15 protein-coding genes are annotated in these 17,611 nt (G+C 44.0%); 12 read left to right on the top strand and 3 right to left on the bottom strand.

The features are described from left to right. Positions 1-44: 44 nt before the first annotated feature. From AB6E08_RS16360 to AB6E08_RS16340, 5 genes are read left to right on the top strand one after another with little or no spacing between them, the layout of a single operon-like run. Complete coding sequence (locus tag AB6E08_RS16360) at positions 45-1,118, top strand: cytochrome-c peroxidase (RefSeq protein WP_371707954.1); 1,074 nt, start codon at positions 45-47, stop codon at positions 1,116-1,118. Beyond that, positions 1,105-2,271, top strand: a complete 1,167-nt coding sequence (locus tag AB6E08_RS16355) for a cytochrome-c peroxidase (protein ID WP_371707955.1) — start codon at positions 1,105-1,107, stop codon at positions 2,269-2,271. Before AB6E08_RS16360 ends, AB6E08_RS16355 begins: the two co-directional genes overlap by 14 nt. Further along, positions 2,268-2,852: an arsenate reductase (azurin) small subunit gene (locus AB6E08_RS16350; protein ID WP_065680018.1), complete on the top strand. Its 585-nt coding sequence runs from the start codon at positions 2,268-2,270 to the stop codon at positions 2,850-2,852. The genes AB6E08_RS16355 and AB6E08_RS16350 overlap by 4 nt, the downstream gene beginning before the upstream one ends. Beyond that, positions 2,853-5,597: an arsenate reductase (azurin) large subunit gene (locus AB6E08_RS16345; RefSeq protein WP_371707956.1), complete on the top strand. Its 2,745-nt coding sequence runs from the start codon at positions 2,853-2,855 to the stop codon at positions 5,595-5,597. A gap of 9 nt (positions 5,598-5,606) precedes the next feature. Next, positions 5,607-6,050: a CopD family protein gene (locus AB6E08_RS16340; protein WP_371707957.1), complete on the top strand. Its 444-nt coding sequence runs from the start codon at positions 5,607-5,609 to the stop codon at positions 6,048-6,050. A 172-nt stretch (positions 6,051-6,222) separates the two neighbouring features. Here the strand turns inward: AB6E08_RS16340 and AB6E08_RS16335 are convergent, their stop codons facing one another. Continuing rightward, the gene (locus AB6E08_RS16335) at positions 6,223-6,678 is read right to left on the bottom strand and encodes a plastocyanin/azurin family copper-binding protein (RefSeq protein WP_102257981.1); all 456 of its coding nucleotides are present in this window, start codon (positions 6,676-6,678) and stop codon (positions 6,223-6,225) included. 566 nt (positions 6,679-7,244) lie between these two features. Here AB6E08_RS16335 and nirB point away from each other — a divergent pair. The 4 genes from nirB (at position 7,245) to cobA (ending at position 12,209) form a co-directional block, all read left to right on the top strand. Continuing rightward, the gene (gene nirB, locus AB6E08_RS16330) at positions 7,245-9,803 is read left to right on the top strand and encodes a nitrite reductase large subunit NirB (protein WP_017098594.1); all 2,559 of its coding nucleotides are present in this window, start codon (positions 7,245-7,247) and stop codon (positions 9,801-9,803) included. Positions 9,804-9,818: 15 nt separating this feature from the next. Beyond that, positions 9,819-10,142: a nitrite reductase small subunit NirD gene (gene nirD / locus AB6E08_RS16325; RefSeq protein WP_009845418.1), complete on the top strand. Its 324-nt coding sequence runs from the start codon at positions 9,819-9,821 to the stop codon at positions 10,140-10,142. Between the two features lie 158 nt (positions 10,143-10,300). After that, positions 10,301-11,116: a formate/nitrite transporter family protein gene (locus AB6E08_RS16320; RefSeq protein WP_012600575.1), complete on the top strand. Its 816-nt coding sequence runs from the start codon at positions 10,301-10,303 to the stop codon at positions 11,114-11,116. A gap of 316 nt (positions 11,117-11,432) precedes the next feature. After that, positions 11,433-12,209 (top strand): uroporphyrinogen-III C-methyltransferase, encoded by a 777-nt coding sequence (gene cobA / locus AB6E08_RS16315; protein WP_371709600.1) that lies wholly within the window; start codon positions 11,433-11,435, stop codon positions 12,207-12,209. A gap of 32 nt (positions 12,210-12,241) precedes the next feature. On the opposite strand, the gene AB6E08_RS16310 is transcribed toward cobA, so the two are convergent. Continuing rightward, the gene (locus AB6E08_RS16310) at positions 12,242-12,730 is read right to left on the bottom strand and encodes a DUF4174 domain-containing protein (protein WP_372065378.1); all 489 of its coding nucleotides are present in this window, start codon (positions 12,728-12,730) and stop codon (positions 12,242-12,244) included. 278 nt (positions 12,731-13,008) lie between these two features. Here AB6E08_RS16310 and AB6E08_RS16305 point away from each other — a divergent pair, with 278 nt between their 5' ends. The 3 genes from AB6E08_RS16305 (at position 13,009) to AB6E08_RS16295 (ending at position 15,610) form a co-directional block, all read left to right on the top strand. Continuing rightward, a complete protein-coding gene (locus AB6E08_RS16305; protein WP_009845414.1) occupies positions 13,009-13,482 on the top strand; it encodes an NYN domain-containing protein in 474 nt (157 codons plus the stop codon). An 80-nt stretch (positions 13,483-13,562) separates the two neighbouring features. Next, entirely contained in the window at positions 13,563-14,228 is a 666-nt protein-coding gene (locus AB6E08_RS16300) for a response regulator transcription factor (protein ID WP_009845413.1), read from the top strand. Beyond that, a complete protein-coding gene (locus tag AB6E08_RS16295; RefSeq protein WP_017102100.1) occupies positions 14,225-15,610 on the top strand; it encodes a sensor histidine kinase in 1,386 nt (461 codons plus the stop codon). Before AB6E08_RS16300 ends, AB6E08_RS16295 begins: the two co-directional genes overlap by 4 nt. Before the next feature lie 201 nt (positions 15,611-15,811). On the opposite strand, the gene AB6E08_RS16290 is transcribed toward AB6E08_RS16295, so the two are convergent. Beyond that, a complete protein-coding gene (locus AB6E08_RS16290; RefSeq protein ID WP_009845411.1) occupies positions 15,812-17,116 on the bottom strand; it encodes a dicarboxylate/amino acid:cation symporter in 1,305 nt (434 codons plus the stop codon). Between the last annotated feature and the right edge of the window lie 495 nt (positions 17,117-17,611).

Raw genomic sequence — 17,611 nt, 5'->3', positions numbered from 1 at the left:
TATTAATAATAGAGGTAGATGATAGTAACCCCGAAGGAATGTCGATGAGCATCGCACTAAAAAGCTTGGTAGGAGTGTGTGCCCTTTTCTCTGCAACTCTATACGCCGCTCTGCCCCCTATAAGTATAAATACGGCGAAGGCAGAACTCGGTAAACGACTGTTTTTTGATACGCGCTTGTCTGGGGACGACTCGATATCGTGCTCCAGTTGCCACATTCCGTCTAATGGTTTTTCTTACCCTGAACCGTTGAGCCCGGCCTATACGGGGAGTGATGGATTTCGCAATGCTCCAACACTTATTAATACAGCCTATAAAGAGGTGTGGTTTCACGATGGTCGTATTGGCACCAACCTAAACGATGTGGTGCGGGAAAATATCACTGAAGACTGGCTGATGAATATGGACATGCGTTTGATGCAGGAACGCCTCAAACAAGACCCAATATACGTCGAGATGTTTAAAGCGGCCAATCTTGGAGAACCGTCAAATGACGGAGTACGCAAAGCTCTGCCTGAATACCTAAAAACATTGACTTCGAAAAACGTCCCTTTTGACAAGGGTGAGCTTAGCGACTTAGCGAGCCAGGGAGAAAAACTGTTCACAGGCAAAGCGGGGTGCAGCCAATGCCATAGTGGCGCGCTGTTTTCGGACGGAAAGGCACACAATACCGGAGTGCCAGAAAATCATGAGATATTTTTAGACCCCATGCGACATCAATCTTTTCTTGCCTACAACATGTTTATGGGTGTGCAAGATTACTTAACGTTAAAGCGCGATGTTGGTGCGCATGTTCAAACTCATAAAGCGGATGGTAGCGATCGCGGTAAGTTCATAACGCCAACGCTGCGAGAGCTCAGTCAAACTGCGCCGTACATGCACAATGGCATGCTTGCCACGCTTGAAGATGTGGTTGAATTTTATAATCAAGGTGGTGGCGAAGACTCAAACAAAGACTCTCGACTCACCACGCTTTCCCTAACGGACTATGAAAAAAAGGCGCTGGTGGCTTTTTTGGAATCGTTATCTGGAGACGCCCTTATAGGCGAAGAATACGAATGGTTAGACTATGACTTCGGCTACGAATACACGGAGGATTGGTCAAATGCTCGTAACTAAACGCTCTGTATTAAAGGCAGCACTCTTTATTCTTATTGGGATGACGGGGCTTCCCAATGTTGTTAATGCAAAGGTACAGCTTGAGCCTCTAGGGGAGGTGCCTGTGCCTGCGGATAATAAACAAACACCAGAAAAAATTGAGTTGGGAAAGATCTTATTTTATGACGGTCGGCTAAGTGGCGATACGACTAGCCCATGTGCTGGTTGCCATATTCAATCTCAGGGCTGGGGTTTTCCTGATGATTTATCCATGGGATATCCGGGTACGGTACATTGGCGTAATAGCCAAACGATTATTAATGCGGCTTATTATGACAAATTTTTCTGGGCGGGCAGCGCTATGTCATTGGAAGCGCAAGCCAAAGATGCTGCGAAGGGCGCGGTCGCGGGTAATGGTGAAGATGACATCATGGAAGCGCGTTTAACCTTAGTACCTGAGTATGTTGAACGTTTTAAGCGAGTGTTTGGTGATGATACTCCGAAAATACACAACGCTTGGCGCGCTATAGCCGCGTTTGAACGTACGATGATTCAACGTGACACACCAATAGACAACTATTTACTCGGTGACAAAACCGCTTTGTCTGAGTCCCAATTGAAGGGTAAAGCACTGTTTGAGGGCAAAGCGAATTGCATTGCTTGTCACAACGGGGCTTTGGCATCTGACCAGAAATTCTACAACATTGGCGTGCCGCCAAGCCCTTGGTGGAATGATGATGGACTGGCACAGATAACGTTTCGATTTGAGCTTTATTCTAAAGGTGTCACCGAAGAGATGTACCGCACTACAAAGGCCGATCCCGGTGCTTACTTTCGTGCTAAACGTAAAGAGATGTTAGGTAAGTTTCGCACGCCAAGCCTACGTTATACAAAATACACAGCGCCTTACATGCACAATGGCACTATTCCAACTTTAGAAGCGGTGATCGATTTTTACGATCGAGGTGGTGTGGCGGATGACGGGCGCACTACTGGGTACCCTAAAACCAAATCTGCTTTGATCCAACCTCTCGGTTTAACGGAGCAAGATAAAAAAAACTTACTGAGTTTTATCGAAGCATTTTCAGGTGAACAGATTTTTATTGAAGAGCCAACCATTCCAGAATACCAACCGCTATTTACTAAAGAAGAACTTGCTGGAGCAGAGAAATGATCGCCAACTCAGAGCAAAATTCGAGTAAACGACACAACAAATGCATGATGTCACGACGTGATTTTTTACTTTATTCCGGCGCAGCCACTGCCGTCTCTATGGTTCCTCTGACCTTATTTGCAGGGACTGATTCTGAAACTCAGGTAGAAGGTCGTATTGTCGGTTACCCGCGTAAGAAAATCGCAAAGTTAAGTCAACTCAGTAACCACATTCCGGTTCACTTTCAATATCCAGATGAAGGAAAAAACTCGATTGCGATGCTGGTTAAATCCGACATCGAATGTGGCGGTGGGATAGGGTTACAGCGCGATATTGTGGCGTACTCGATGACGTGTACTCATCAAGGTGGGCCTTTAACCGGTGCTTATAAAGCAACAGGGGAGCATCGCATTGTCGGGCAGTGTCCATTCCACCTGTCTACATTTGATTTACGTCGCCATGGCATTATGGTATCGGGTCAAGCCTTTGAGAGCTTACCTCAAGTACTGCTGGAGCTAGAAGGTGATGATATCTATGCGGTCGGGGTTATGGGATTGATCTTTGGTCGAATGGAAAATCTGATCGATGTGGAGGTTAGCTAGATGACTCAATTTTCTTTTAACGATAAATTGGCTGTAAACGATCAATCAGCTTTAAACAGCCAGTATCTGCAACCGACCAGTACATTACTGCCACCTGCTAGTGCGGAAGTCATCACAACAGCGTGTGACTATTGTATTGTTGCGTGTGGTTACAAAGTCTATCGTTGGCCTGTGAGTAGCCCTTCCGGTGGCCCTGCTGCAAGTGAAAATGCATTTGGTGTCGATTTCCCGGTTCATGCTTTGCAAGCTTGGGTTTCGCCACAGCAACACAATATTATTTCGCATAATGGCAAACCACACCATGTGGTGGTGGTAGCGGATAAAGACATACAAGTCGTCAATAAAGGCGGTGATTCTTCGGTTCGTGGTGGACTGCTCGCAAGAAAGCTCTATAACCCAGAAACACCAACCAAAGATCGATTGAAGCAACCGCTTGTTCGAATTAATGGACAGTTGCAACCAGTTGAGTGGGATTTCGCATTGGATATAGCAGCCCAAGTCGGCCGTTATGTGATTGATATGCACGGTTCAAACAGTTACTGCGTGAAAACCTATTCTTATCAGTATATTGAAAACACCTACGCGATAACAAAGTATGCATTGCGTCATGTCAATACCGCGAATTTTTCGTTTCATGATACGCCGTCAGATGTCACCGCAACCCCAGGATTTCGAGATGCGGGTTTTGATAATTTTGCTCCAAGTTATGATGATTGGGGCGCGGCAGATACTTTGATGATCTGCGGAACAGATCCGTATGAGACAAAAACCATCATCTTTACGCAGTTTATTATGCCGGCGGTGCATCGTGGGATGAAAACCGTGATTTTGAACCCTCGTGAAACCGCTGGAACAGCGTGGCTTAAAGCTCAAGGTGGATTGCACCTCGATATTAATCCCGGTAGCGATAATCTTGTGATTGGTGCAATTGCTCGAGTGATCTTAGAGCAAGGCTGGCAAGACAATGAGTGGATTGAAAACTGGGTCAATAATAAATGGGAATCGAGCTCAGGTTTTGGTCAGGGTACTCGTAATACGCCATGGCAATGGAGAACCACTTGGGGCAAATTCCAAACGAATGGCTTTGATGATTATAAGCAATGGAATTTGGAGCAGAAAGAGTACGCACCTGAGTATGCCGCATCGATCGCGGGTATTGATGTGGAGAAGATCCACAAAGCCGCTGAGATGTTGGCAATGCCAGTCAACGGTCAACGAGTTAAAGCCTCAATTGGTATAGAGAAGGGCTTTTATTGGTCGAATAATACCGGGAATACCAACGCCATCGCCTCCCTTGCAACGATAATCGGTACTGGTGGCCGAGAAGGGCGTGTGATTGGTCGATTTGGTGGGCATCAACGTGGTGGACTAGCCGGTGGGAAACTACCAAGGAATAAGTCACCTGAAAAAGTCGCAGGTAGGCGCAGGCGCTCAATAGACACCGATAGATATCTCTATTCCGGGCATTCCCGTATGGCCCATGTCATTGGTACAACATGGATTCAAGCTATGTGTGGTAGTTATGGGTTGAAAGAGAAATTCACTGACTTAACAACACGTAATCCTCACCAAGCGATGCGACGTGATAAACAGCACATTATAGATACACTCAAAAAGCGTGCAGATTCCGGTGGAATGGTCGTCATCAATCAAGATATTTATTTACGTGATCCTATTGGTAAACAATTCGCTGATATCATCTTTCCGGCCGCGACTTGGGGGGAAGAGGATTTCATGCGCGCTAATGGTGAGCGTCGTCTACGCCTTTACCAAAAGTTCGCTGATGCGCCGGGTCAGGCTAAGCCAGACTGGTGGATTGTTGCTCAAATGGCTTCGCGAATGGGGTACGATGGGTTTGATTGGCAAAACTCAAATGATGTAGCTGAAGAGTCATCACGATTTAGCCGTGGTAGCCGTAAAGATTTCAATATGATTAAAGTCGCAGCACATGCTGAAGGAAAAACTCTTCATCAAAAGCTCGCTGAATTTGGTACCGAAGGGATCCAAGGGCCTGTTTTTTATAACTATGACACCAAAAAGCTGATTGGCACTAAGCGCCTACATGACACTGAAATGAGTTGGGATGATCTGGTCGATAAAGGGCTGCAAGATGGCCCTCAAGGCGCCAATATTATGCGTAAACAGCTCACTCAATTTAATAGTCAGACGGGGAAGGTCAATCTTCAAAAACATCCTTGGGATCTGTTTAGTGATTTTCATCGTTGGCTTACCCCAAAACAGGACGAGTTATGGTTTTCGAATGGTCGTATTAACGAGATTTGGCAGTCAGGGTTTGATGATACCGAACGCAGGCCTTACATCACTCATCGTTGGCCTGAAAACTGGATTGAAGTACACCCGGAAGATGCGGACAAACGGGGCATAGAAGCCGGAGATGAAGTACTGGTGTACTCGGAGCGGGTGGCCAATTTTAAAGATACGATTCTGGGTATCGAGTCAGACGATTTTCAGTTTAGTAACCTAATGAAAAATGGTCACATTCAACTGGATTACGCGGAGATTAAAGCCGTTGCGATTGTCACCTCAGCCACGAAAAAAGGTGTGTTGTATTGCAATATGATGGACATGAAGAACCCAGCGAATGCTTTAACAACAAGGGTAGTTGACCAAATCAGTGGTAACTACAACTACAAAATGGGCGTCGCCAAAATAAAGAAAATTGGCGAATCAAAATATAAGCGTGAGTTTGAAGGGTTCTCCTTTGCACCACGTAACATTGTGTAAGGGAAGTTTATGTTTGGCGTATTATTGGTTTTGCATGTATTGGCTGCCACCATTTGGACGGGAGGGCACATTATTCTCAGCGTCGTTATCCTTCCTAAAGTCTTGAAACACCGTTCTCCAGAAATGTTATTGGAATTTGAGCAAGGGTACGAAAAGGTGGGAATACCTGCTTTGGTAGTTCAAGTGGTGACTGGGTTGATGCTCGCTTATCACATATTGCCGGACGTTAACTTATGGTTTGATATGTCTATTCCACTGGCTCATGGCATTGCCGCTAAATTGACGTTGCTGTCTCTGACGGTATTGCTAGCCCTAGACGCACGCTTTCGTGTGATTCCGAAACTATCGAAGGACAACTTGGTTGATATGGCGCTGCACATTGTGCCAGTGGCCATTATTTCAATTTTGTTTGTGGTTGTCGGAGTTTCATTTAGAACGGGTTGGCTAGTTTGATCTGCTTTTACGTTTAGTGCGGAATATTTGACAATGTCTAAGTTAGATAAGTTAGAAGAAACAGCGCCAATTCGGCGCTGTTTCTTCTTGTTACTGACCCCTTGCCTGTCTTCAGGCTAGCATTCCTATCACACATCAACAGAGAGCTGATGCTTCAAGACAGGGACAAAGGTTATTGAATTTTTTGCTCTGCTTGATCGAGCAAGCCTTGCATCTTTTTCTGAGCTCTGCGACTCACACGTTTTTTGGCCGCGGTGCGAGCTTCTTCTAAGTTAACACTAGGATCACCAACAACCACAAGTGCCACCATTCCGTGTCGGTGATGTACTTTACATTTTATGCCATAAACTCCGGGCTTATCAAAAGTGACTTCCTGAGCGTTTGACCCGGATATCATAAGAGGTTTAGCACCGTCAGGAAGCATCCCTTGAATGCTATGAGCAGTATGAGAGCCAACGGTTCCTTTAAAAAGCACCTTGTCACCAGGTTCGATTTCTACGTAATCAGGAATGAATTGGTACATCTTGTCGATGTTTTCAGAATTCATGTCCATCACTTGTTTGATGACCTTTGTTTCAGCAAACGCAGGGGCTGCAATAATAGATAGGATTAGTAAAATTAGGCGCATCGTATTCACTCTATTAAATAAGAATTATTTTCAACAATGCTAATTTATTCAGGGTTTGGTTGGAAGTTGATTTTTACATCACACATGTGAATCAAAAGGGTTCTTGTGTTAGATCAAGCAAACAAACCGATGACCCAAGCTATAAACTGAATTCATCACGACATTAAAGGGCGAACAGCTTTGTTTACATTCCGAATAGGTAGGAGTGGTTTTCACAATTACACATAGTTTTTCACGCAAACGGTGTTCTACATGTATTTATAGGCTTCTATATATATTTATAAGAACCTAAATGAAAATGATTGTCATTTACTTACATTGTTGGTAACCTATTGTGAAACTTTACAACATTCCTCTTAATGCACTGAAGTGTATATAAAACCCCGCTAAACCCTATGTAAACTATGGTTATTCGTTTGCTTTGCTTGTTAATTAAGCATATCTACCTCTTTTGTTCTACCCCTTTAGGGTAGTTTGTTTTCGTAATTGATTTACATCATATTTTCATTTTCTTTCATAATTCATTATTCGCTCAGTTAAGAAATATATAACCTTCAGGAATTCTTATGAGCAAGATGAAGCTAGTCGTAATCGGTAACGGGATGGTCGGTCATCGCTATATCGAAGATTTAGTCGAGAAGACAGATGTTGCAAACATGGACATCACGGTGTTCTGTGAAGAACCACGTGTTGCGTATGACCGTGTGCACCTTTCTTCTTACTTTTCACACCATACTGCAGATGAACTTTCTTTGGTAAAAGAAGGCTTCTACGAGAAACACGGCATCAACATGCTGATCGGTGAACGTGCTATCAACGTTAACCGTGAAAAGAAAACAGTTTACTCAAGCACTGGTCGTGAAATTCAATACGACAAACTTGTTCTTGCGACTGGTTCTTTCCCGTTTGTACCGCCAATTAAAGGCCACGAAGGTAAAGACTGTTTTGTTTACCGTACTATCGAAGACTTAAAAGCTATCGAAGCGACGGCAAAGAACTCAAAGTCTGGTGTTGTTGTTGGTGGTGGTCTACTTGGTCTTGAAGCGGCTGGTGCACTAAAGGCATTAGGTGTGACGACTCACGTTGTAGAGTTTGCTCCCAAGCTTATGGCAGAGCAGCTTGATCTTGCTGGTGGTAATCAACTTCGTCAAAAAATCGAACGTATGGGCGTAAACGTTCATACAAGTAAGAACACGCTTGAAATTGCTCCTGAAGGCACTGAAGCTCGTAACGTAATGCGTTTTGCAGACGGTACAGAGCTAGAAACTGATTTCATCGTATTCTCTGCTGGTATTCGCCCACAAGACAAACTTGCTCGTCAAATGGGCCTAGGTATTGCGCCTCGCGGTGGTATCGAGATTAACGATCACTGTCAAACGACAGACAAAGATATCTACGCTATCGGTGAGTGTGCATCTTGGAACCAAACGTTCTACGGTCTAGTGGCTCCTGGTTACAAAATGGCGACCGTTGCGGTTGACCACGTTGTTGGTAACGAAAGCACATTTGAAGGTGCAGACATGTCTGCGAAGCTTAAGCTTCTTGGCGTGAAAGTAGGTTCTATCGGTGATGCTAACGGCCGCACTCCAGGTTGTAAGAGCTACGTTTACCAAAACGAAGAACAAGAAATTTACAAGCGACTAATCGTTTCTGAAGACAACAAGAAGCTGCTTGGTGCGGTAATGGTCGGTGATACGTCTGACTATGGTGATCTTCTTCAGCTAATGCTGAATGAAATCGACCTGCCAGAGCATCCAGATGCATTGATTCTTCCTGCTCACGCGGGTGCTGAAAAGCCAACACTTGGCGCGGATTCTTTACCAGAAACTGCCGTTATCTGTTCTTGTTTCGATGTAACTAAAGGCAAGATTGCACAAGCCGTTGCTGAAGGTCACCATACAATTGGTGATATCAAAGCAGTAACTGGTGCTGGTACTGGCTGTGGTGGTTGTATTCCACTTGTGACTTCAGTACTGAACGCTGAACTTGCTAAAGCCGGTGTTGAAGTGAAGAACGACGTATGTGAGCACTTTGCTTACTCTCGCCAAGAGCTTTTCCACTTGATTCGTATCGAAGAAATCAAAACATTCGATGAGTTACTAGAGAAATACGGTAAAGGCTACGGCTGTGAAGTATGTAAGCCTCTAGCGGGTTCTATTCTTGCTTCTTGCTGGGGTGAGCACATCCTTAAGCCTGAGCTAGTGAAACTGCATGATACCAACGATAACTTCCTAGGTAACATCCAAAAAGACGGTACTTACTCTGTTATCCCTCGTATGGCAGGTGGTGAAGTAACGCCTCAAGCACTAAGCGTTCTTGCTGATGTAGCGGCTGAATACAACCTGTACACCAAGATCACAGGTGCACAGCGTATCGGTCTATTCGGTGCTCAAAAAGATGACTTACCAGCAATCTGGAAGAAGTTAGTTGCTGCGGGCTACGAAACAGGTCAAGCGTACGCGAAGGCGCTACGTATGGCTAAGACATGTGTCGGTTCAACTTGGTGTCGTTACGGCGTTCAAGATTCAGTTGGCCTAGGTGTGATGATCGAGAACCGTTACAAAGGCATCCGTACTCCTCATAAGATGAAGTTTGGTGTGTCTGGCTGTACTCGTGAGTGTGCTGAAGCTCAAGGTAAAGACTTAGGTATTATCGCGACTGACGCAGGTTGGAACATGTACGTATGTGGTAACGGTGGTATGAAGCCTCGTCACGCAGACTTACTTGCAAGCGACCTAGACCAAGAAACGCTGATCAAATACATCGACCGTTTCATGATGTTCTACATCCGCACGGCTGCGCCACTACAACGTACTTCGGTATGGATGGACAACCTAGAGGGTGGTGTTGACTACCTACGTGAAGTGATTGTCGACAACAAGCTTGGCATCAATGACCAACTTGAAGCGGACGTAGCTGGCCTTGTGGGTAACTTTGCTTGTGAGTGGACTGACACTATCAACGACGAAGCTCAACTTAAGCGCTTCTCACACTTCATCAATGCTGACGACCGTGATGAAAACGTTGTGTTTGTTGACGATGGCCGAGAACAACACCGCCCAGCAACATTCACAGAAAAACACCCAGAAGCGAAGGGCGATATCCTTCACGTTGAACTGGTTTAATTGGGAGACGACATCATGGCATTTACCAAAGTTTGTAAGATCGAAGACATTATTCCAGGTACCGGTGTTTGTGCGTTGGTTGGTGGTGAGCAAGTGGCTATTTTCCGCCCAACTAAAGCCGAAGAAGTGTTCGCTATTAGTAACACTGACCCGTTTTTTCAATCAAACGTTTTATCTCGCGGTTTAACGGTTGAGCACAAAGGTGAGCTTTGGGTGGCAAGCCCACTTAAGAAGCAACGCTTTAACCTAGCAACAGGTGTGTGCATGGAAGACGAGAGCTTCAGTGTAAAAGCGTATAAAGCTCGCGTTACTAAAGGTGCTGTAGAAGTTTCAGCATAGTTAGTTCGAAACCATAGCTAGTTCGAAACTTCGACACAGTTACTTAGCAAGATTTGATAGATCAAGGGTTCTAGTTATCGACATTGCCTTAATTCGGCAATTAGAACCTTTTCCTATCCGATTTCAACTTTTAATTTTAACTTTTTAAGGACAATCTTATGTCTACTGATTTTAAACCAGCAGAATTCGTTCAAACAATGATCGATGTAGGTGAAGCGAAAACGAAAACAAGTACTCGTGATCTACTGATTCGAAGCACAATGGCAGGCATCATTCTTTCTCTTGCTGTTGTAGTGGCAATCACGACTATCGTGCAAACAGGCATTGGTATTGTTGGCGCTCTTGTGTTCCCTGTGGGCTTCGTCATTCTAAGTGTAATGGGCTATGACCTAGTAACCGGTGTATTTGGCCTTGCTCCTTTAGCGAAATTTGATAACCGTCCAGGTATTACTTGGGGTCGTATTTTACGTTGTTGGGGTCTTGTTGGTCTTGGTAACCTTATCGGTTCTTTAATTGTTGCAGTGTTAGTGGCAATTTCACTTACAGGTAACTTCTCTTTAGAACCAAACGCAGTTGCTCAAAAGTTCATTGCTGTTTCTACAGGTCGTAGCCTAGGGTTTGAAAACATGGGCATGGACGGCTGGATCACATGTTTCGTGCGCGGCATCTTCTGTAACCTAATGGTTTGTCTAGGTGTGATTGGTAACATGACTGCACGTACAGTTGCTGGTCGTGTAGCAATGATGTGGTTCCCGATCTTCATCTTCTTCGCACTTGTATTTGAGCACACAGTTGTAAACATGTTCCTATTCCCACTGGGTATGATTCTTGGCGCTGACTTCGGTATCGCGACATGGTTGAACTTCAACCTTATCCCAACAATCTTAGGTAACATCGTTGGTGGCCTACTGTTAACGTGTGTTCCTCTATACCTGACTCATGCTAAAACAGCTCCTTCTCTAGGCGCGAAGTAATACGGTAAACGTAAGTTAGTATGAGATTGAAAGCCCCAACAACGTGTTTGGGGCTTTTTTAGTTTGAAAGCTGTCAGTGTATTCTCGGGCAGACAACATCTTAGTTATCATAGATGCGTTGTTTGCTATTGAGCAAAACATCCGCAATAGATTGTTTTGTTATAATTATTTCTATCTTCGTTAGTATTTAGACTGAATATTTATTTCAACACCTGATAGTCTAAGAGTTAAGGATTTTGATAAGTCATCATGAATACAGTGACTTATCACATAGATTGAAGCTTGAGATAAAACAAGCAAACCTTCGGAGCGCAGAATGTCAGAAGTATCGTCATCGAATGTTAAAGAAGTAAGCAATGGATTTGTTTCATTGGTAGGTGCAGGTCCGGGCGACCCAGACTTACTTACACTAAAAGCCGCACGAGTGATTCAACAAGCAGACGTTTTGGTTTATGACCGCTTGGTATCAAAAGATATCTTAGCGATGGCTAATCCAGAAGCTGAAATGTTGTATGTGGGTAAGAAGCTCGATCATCACTGCGTGCCACAAGATCAGATCAACCAACTATTGGTGACCAAAGCACAAGAAGACAAGCACGTTGTGCGTCTAAAAGGTGGTGATTCGTTTATCTTTGGCCGTGGTGGCGAAGAGTGCGAAACGTTAGCTGAGAATGACGTGAGATTTGAAGTGATTCCTGGCATTACTGCAGCCGCAGGAGCGACCGCATATGCGGGAATTCCATTGACTCACCGTGACCACGCGCAAAGCGTACAGTTTATTACGGGTCATTTGAAGAAAGATGGCGAAGATATTGACTGGCGTTCTCTTGCTCAACACAATCACACGATCGTGTTTTACATGGGCTTGAAAGAGAGTCCTAATATTCAGAAGAATTTACTCGATAACGGTATGCGAGAAGACATGCCAGTTGCGATTATCGAAAATGGCACTCGCCAAGAGCAGAAAGTGTTTAGAGGTGGGCTACGTGACCTAGCTGATCTTGCTGGCGTTGCAAAGAGCCCTGCACTGATTGTGGTTGGAAGTGTTGCTCAGCTTCATGAAAAACTGGCTTGGTTTAACAAGCAAGCTTAAGTGATTGATGATCAAGCTTAGCTGACTAAGAATCAAATACTGCAGCGGCTACTCTGTCGCTGCATTTCTTGTTGGCGCATGGGCATTTCGTCAATAATATTAGTGATTAAACTCCAGTCGGTTTTACCACTCCACCTATGTTTCTCTTTCCCGTCTTTACCAATCAACACGGCAGTGTGTGAACCTTTGGGTATTCCATAACTGTTAGTCACTGCATCCAATTTAAATTCTTCAACTAACCATGCAGGAACGGTGTAGCCGCTTTCTGCGATGACCATGATTACTACATCTCGCTCGTCCAATTGACAATTGTTAATCAAGACTTCATTGAGAAACTCTTTTACGATCGAATCATCTGTTGGAGCGAAATAAATAACACTGCGGTGTGGCAGAGCTTTGGAATGAGAGTAGGCTGGGTAGGCGTGTAACGAGTTGACTGACAGAATCATAAACATAACCGTGCTTGTTATTAAAGCGTTCAGTGTTTTGGAAATTACGTTTGTTACCGATGCCTTAGTTATCGCGGCCTTAGTTATGGCTGCGTTAGCTATTGCCGCGCAGCAACGTCTCAATACTGAGTAAATGGTGTCGCTGCCGAGGCATGATCTGATTATTTGTCGGTACTTCATGTTCCACCTTCCTCGATAAACCCAAACAAGCTCTAAGTTAATAACAACTACGTTAAGCCAATAACAACTACGTTAAGCATAGCTAATGAGTTCATTTTTATTAAAGAAAGCGACTCGCATTTTAGAAGTGAATAGAATAGGGTATACGGAAAATCTAAAGGTATGAATTTATGGAAAACATAGCAATTTTGGTCGACGTTCAGAACGTTTACTATACAACACGCGATAAATACCGTTCTAACTTCGACTATAACCAGTTTTGGTATGTTGCCACGGAAGGACGTAACGTTGTCGAAGCCAATGCTTACGCAATCTCAAGTCAAGATCCTAAACAGCGTCAATTCCACCATATCCTTCGTGGTGTTGGTTTTAATGTGAAGCTAAAACCGTTTATTCAGCGTCGTGATGGTAGCGCCAAAGGGGATTGGGATGTCGGTATCGCGTTAGACGCGATAGAGCTTGCGGAGACGGTTGATACGATTGTTTTGGTATCAGGAGACGGTGATTTTGAAATCTTGGTAGAGCGAATCAAAGAGCGTTTTGGAAAGCCTGTTGAAGTGTATGGCGTTCCTGGGTTAACAGCTCAAAATCTTATCGATTCTGCCTCAAAATTTGTACCGATTGAAAAAGATTTTCTTCTATAGAGGAAATCACGCACTTTATAATTGAAATCAATAATAACGATAATTAGAATGCAAACAGTTCTTATTTATCGGTGTGTGAAATGTCTCGTGTTTTAGTTGTTGATGATGATATTCAGTTGTGTGAGTTACTGGGTGAAGTGTTGGAAAATGAAGGGTATCACGTTGATACCGTTCATTGCGGTGAATCAGCTCTAGAGTTTATTCAATCAAATCCTGTTGATTTAGTCTTACTCGATGTGATGCTCCCCAATTTAAGTGGTATTCAAGTCGCAAGACGTATTTGTCAGCGTTTTGCTACTCCTATCCTTATGCTAACTGCGCTTAATGATGATGCCTCCATGCTAGATGGCTATCAAGCCGGGGCAGATCAATACATCGCTAAGCCTTTCAATGTTCCTGAGCTTTTGACCCGGATTAAGGTGATCTTACGCCGAGTTGGGTTTGAGCGACAAAGACAATCAATGGCTTCATCTAATCAAGGTTTGTGCGAGCAACTTACCCGTTTACCTTTAACGGGCACTGAAAAAGAGTTGCTCGATTATCTGATCAAAAATAATGGCATCGTTGTATCAAAATCTGACTTGCAAATACATGTCTTGAAGAAAGAGCTGTGCCCCTTCGACCGTAATCTAGATATGCATATCAGCAACATACGTCGAAAATTGGTGCAGGCTGGCTTATCAAAGCAACATATTAAAACTGTGCGCGGTCAAGGCTACAGCTACCTAGAGTCGGTAGGAGTATGAGTAACTGGTTTCTACGGTGCCCTGATTTCGTTATCAAGCGTAAGGATGGCTTAACGTTTCAGCTGTTCAGTTGCCTGACCGTGATTTTAGTCAGTATCCTCATCCTTCAAGGTGTCGCAGAACGAGCGCTGATGAAAGCCTTGTTGAAGGTACCTGAACCTGTCAAAGCTGAAATGTTGGATTTGGCTTATCAAGCTAATGTACTGATCGAAGAAGGGGACATGGATGAGCTTGCCGACTGGGGCAATGCCCAACGTTATTATTTATTCATTATCGATGAAAACAACCGACCTATTACCCACCGACACATGCATCCGCATTTTGAATTTAAGTTGAAGTACCTGCGTACATTAGACCATCAACTCAGTGATCGTGTGAGTAAGCCTATCTTCGGCTTGCCACTTGATAACGGCAATACACTCGTGATCCAACTGCCAGGCCAGTTTCATCCAGCAAAATCCTTTGCACCGTATTCCTACGCGCTGAAAGTTGTGATTGCTTTGATCGTGTTATCGCTGTTTTCCATTATTATGGCGAAAAGTCTGCAGCAGCCACTCGATCGTTTAAGGGAGGCCAGTCGAAGGCTCGCACAAGGAGATTTTTCAGTGAGTGTTGTGTCTGAGTTGGATTCAACTACACGTGAATTCAATGAGCTTGCCAATGATTTTGACCATATGACCTTTGAGATTAAGTCTCTGGCTGAAAAGCAGCGTCGTTTGATTCGTGATGTATCACATGAGTTGAGGACACCGTTAGCAAGGCAGAATCTCGCATTACATTTACTACGTAGTAAGGTCGATGAAAAAAGTATGGGTTTACTCGAACGGATGGAAAGCGAAACGGAAGAGATGAATAAGCTGGTGGGTGAAATTCTTGAGTTCAGCCGGCTAGAAACCTCTCGTTATGATTCTAAGTTAACTCCAATGCATCTTGAGCAGTATTGCTCAATGCTAATTGTACAGATGCAAAATGACTTGAAACCTAATCAAACTTTGACTGGTGATTTGGAAACTGCAACATCAATGGTTAATGTTGACGAGAGGCTACTTTTGAGGGTGATCAGTAACCTTGTAGGAAATGCGATCAAATACGCAGGGGGCAATGCGGATATTGTCGTCAAGACCTATGGGCAGGTCAATGATAAGCGTTACAGTGTCATTTCTGTGGAGGATGATGGTGAAGGTATCCCAGATAACAAGATTGCAGATATCTTTGACCCGTTTACCCGCATCGAGTCAGCCAGAGATAAACAGTCTGGTGGTTACGGTCTTGGACTCGCGATCGTTAAGGAAGCCATGGGAGTGATGAATGGGCATGTTACCGCTGAGAACAGAGAAGGTGGGGGACTTAGAGTGAACCTTATGTTTCCTATCGTAGATTAAGCGTTAGACTCGGCACTCAACGCTCAGCCCCTGTAACGAGAAGATAGATGAGAGTTGAATCGTTTCGGCTCAAAGAGAACCCAATAAAAAACGCCACTGCAGATGCAGTGGTGTTTTTGTTTATACGCTTTTCATTGATCAGCTAAGGCATAGCCATTAATTACGCCTTAGCTTGGAGATAAGAGCGACAGAGAAGCTAGATTATGCCTGTTGGCGTGCTAGCTTAACTTCTTCTTCTTTCTCACCAGCTGCCGGGTCATTGAAGCGAGACTCATCAAGAGAACCTTCAGACTTAGCAACGATGATAGTTACGGCACTATCACCTGTGATGTTTACAGCGGTACGAATCATATCAAGAAGGCGGTCAACACCCATGATTAGAGCAATACCTTCAAGCGGTAGACCAACTTGGTTCAATACCATCGCTAGCATAACAAGACCAACACCAGGAACACCTGCGGTACCAACAGACGCCAATGTCGCTGTTAGGATAACCATTAGGTAATCACCCATAGTCAGGTCGATGTTGTAAGCTTGTGCAATAAACGCAGTTGCAACACCTTGCATGATAGCTGTGCCATCCATGTTCACTGTTGCACCTAGTGGTACGGTGAATGAAGCGACTTTGTTGTCTACGCCCATGCGGTTTTTAGCCGTTTCCATTGTTACTGGAATCGTTGCGTTCGAAGAGGCAGTTGAAAACGCAAACATGATTGCATCTTCCATCTTACGTAAGAACGTAATCGGACTTAGGCCTGTGAATCCTTTAAGCATCGCGCTGTAGGTAACCAAACCGTGTAGAAGTAGGGTACCCGCAAGCACTAAGAAGTATTCTGCTAGGTTCCAAATTGCGCTTAAACCAAGGCCAGAGAACAGCTTCGCCATTAAGAAGAATACGCCGTAAGGCGCAAGGTTCATTAGTAGCGCAACTAGCTTCATGATCACTTCGTTTAGATCAGAGAAAACCGCAGCGATACGCTCACCTGGTTTACCCGCTGCACTGATTGCAATACCAAACAACACAGCAAATACGATAACTTGTAGCGTTTTGCCCTCAGCCATCGCCTGAATAGGGTTGGTCGGGAACATGTCGATGATGACTTGGCCCAAAGAAGGAGCATCAGCTGATTTGAAAGAGCTCGCAGCCGTAAGATCCGCACCCGCTCCAGGTTGGAACAAATTACCGATAGTCAGTGCTAGAGTGATAGCTACAGCAGTTGTACCGATATAAAGTGCAAGTGTTTTGCCCCCCATACGGCCAAGAGTTGATAAGTCTTTAAGAGAGCTTGTACCGCACACGAGTGAAACGAAGACGAGTGGTACAACAAGCATTTTTAAACTGGCGACAAAGATCTGTCCGCCTACTTCAAAGAGTCCGTTAACGATGTAGTTGTTAACAAATCCGCTGTCTGCAAAAAGGGATTGAATGGCAAATCCCGTTAATATACCTACGACCATACCGAGGATAACTCGGCCAGTCAGAGACATAGGTTTCTTGGTATTCATTTAGAACACTCCTTATTATTTATAACTTTGATACCTTTCCAAAGTGAGCAGGAGATTAGCAGTCGGTTGATTAAATCGAAAAACAAAAAATGAGTTTGGAATTACAGATGTGATCATAATCACTGATAATTGTTCAAATAAAACAAAATAAAACAAAATAATTCACCAGTCCTTTACATTTATCGAGTGTTTTATACAAGAAATCGTCGTTCTGAAGGTAATAAATAAGATAAGAGGATTTTGTTATAGATGTTTGCTTATTACATTGACTGCGCAAATGGCGGTGTTTCAAAAAGTTTGGCGCAGAGAGCCGATTTTTAATTCAAGTGCTCGTTAAATGACTGTATTGAATTGGTTTCTTTTAACTGCAGGTTAACGACTCGTCAGCTCGTCTTTACAAAACTTTACGAATGCAAAGAATGTAAATTTAATGCAAATAGTGGCTTTGTTGCGTAATTAAATTTAAAGATAGAACAACCCCGTTTCGCGTATTTC

The sequence above is a fragment of the Vibrio sp. 10N.247.310.24 genome (assembly GCF_041467175.1).
Taxonomy (GTDB): Bacteria; Pseudomonadota; Gammaproteobacteria; order Enterobacterales; family Vibrionaceae; genus Vibrio; species Vibrio tasmaniensis_A.
This window is presented reverse-complemented; position numbering and strand designations above follow the sequence as displayed.

Coding starts and splice junctions, on each gene's coding strand:
- AB6E08_RS16360 (WP_371707954.1), top strand. CDS start 45: ATGAGCATCGCACTAAAAAGCTTGGTAGGAGTGTGTGCCCTTTTCTCT.
- AB6E08_RS16355 (WP_371707955.1), top strand. CDS start 1,105: ATGCTCGTAACTAAACGCTCTGTATTAAAGGCAGCACTCTTTATTCTT.
- nirD (WP_009845418.1), top strand. CDS start 9,819: ATGGCATTTACCAAAGTTTGTAAGATCGAAGACATTATTCCAGGTACC.
- AB6E08_RS16340 (WP_371707957.1), top strand. CDS start 5,607: ATGTTTGGCGTATTATTGGTTTTGCATGTATTGGCTGCCACCATTTGG.
- AB6E08_RS16290 (WP_009845411.1), bottom strand. CDS start 17,116: ATGAATACCAAGAAACCTATGTCTCTGACTGGCCGAGTTATCCTCGGT.
- AB6E08_RS16295 (WP_017102100.1), top strand. CDS start 14,225: ATGAGTAACTGGTTTCTACGGTGCCCTGATTTCGTTATCAAGCGTAAG.
- AB6E08_RS16345 (WP_371707956.1), top strand. CDS start 2,853: ATGACTCAATTTTCTTTTAACGATAAATTGGCTGTAAACGATCAATCA.
- nirB (WP_017098594.1), top strand. CDS start 7,245: ATGAGCAAGATGAAGCTAGTCGTAATCGGTAACGGGATGGTCGGTCAT.
- AB6E08_RS16300 (WP_009845413.1), top strand. CDS start 13,563: ATGTCTCGTGTTTTAGTTGTTGATGATGATATTCAGTTGTGTGAGTTA.
- cobA (WP_371709600.1), top strand. CDS start 11,433: ATGTCAGAAGTATCGTCATCGAATGTTAAAGAAGTAAGCAATGGATTT.
- AB6E08_RS16320 (WP_012600575.1), top strand. CDS start 10,301: ATGTCTACTGATTTTAAACCAGCAGAATTCGTTCAAACAATGATCGAT.
- AB6E08_RS16335 (WP_102257981.1), bottom strand. CDS start 6,678: ATGCGCCTAATTTTACTAATCCTATCTATTATTGCAGCCCCTGCGTTT.
- AB6E08_RS16350 (WP_065680018.1), top strand. CDS start 2,268: ATGATCGCCAACTCAGAGCAAAATTCGAGTAAACGACACAACAAATGC.
- AB6E08_RS16305 (WP_009845414.1), top strand. CDS start 13,009: ATGGAAAACATAGCAATTTTGGTCGACGTTCAGAACGTTTACTATACA.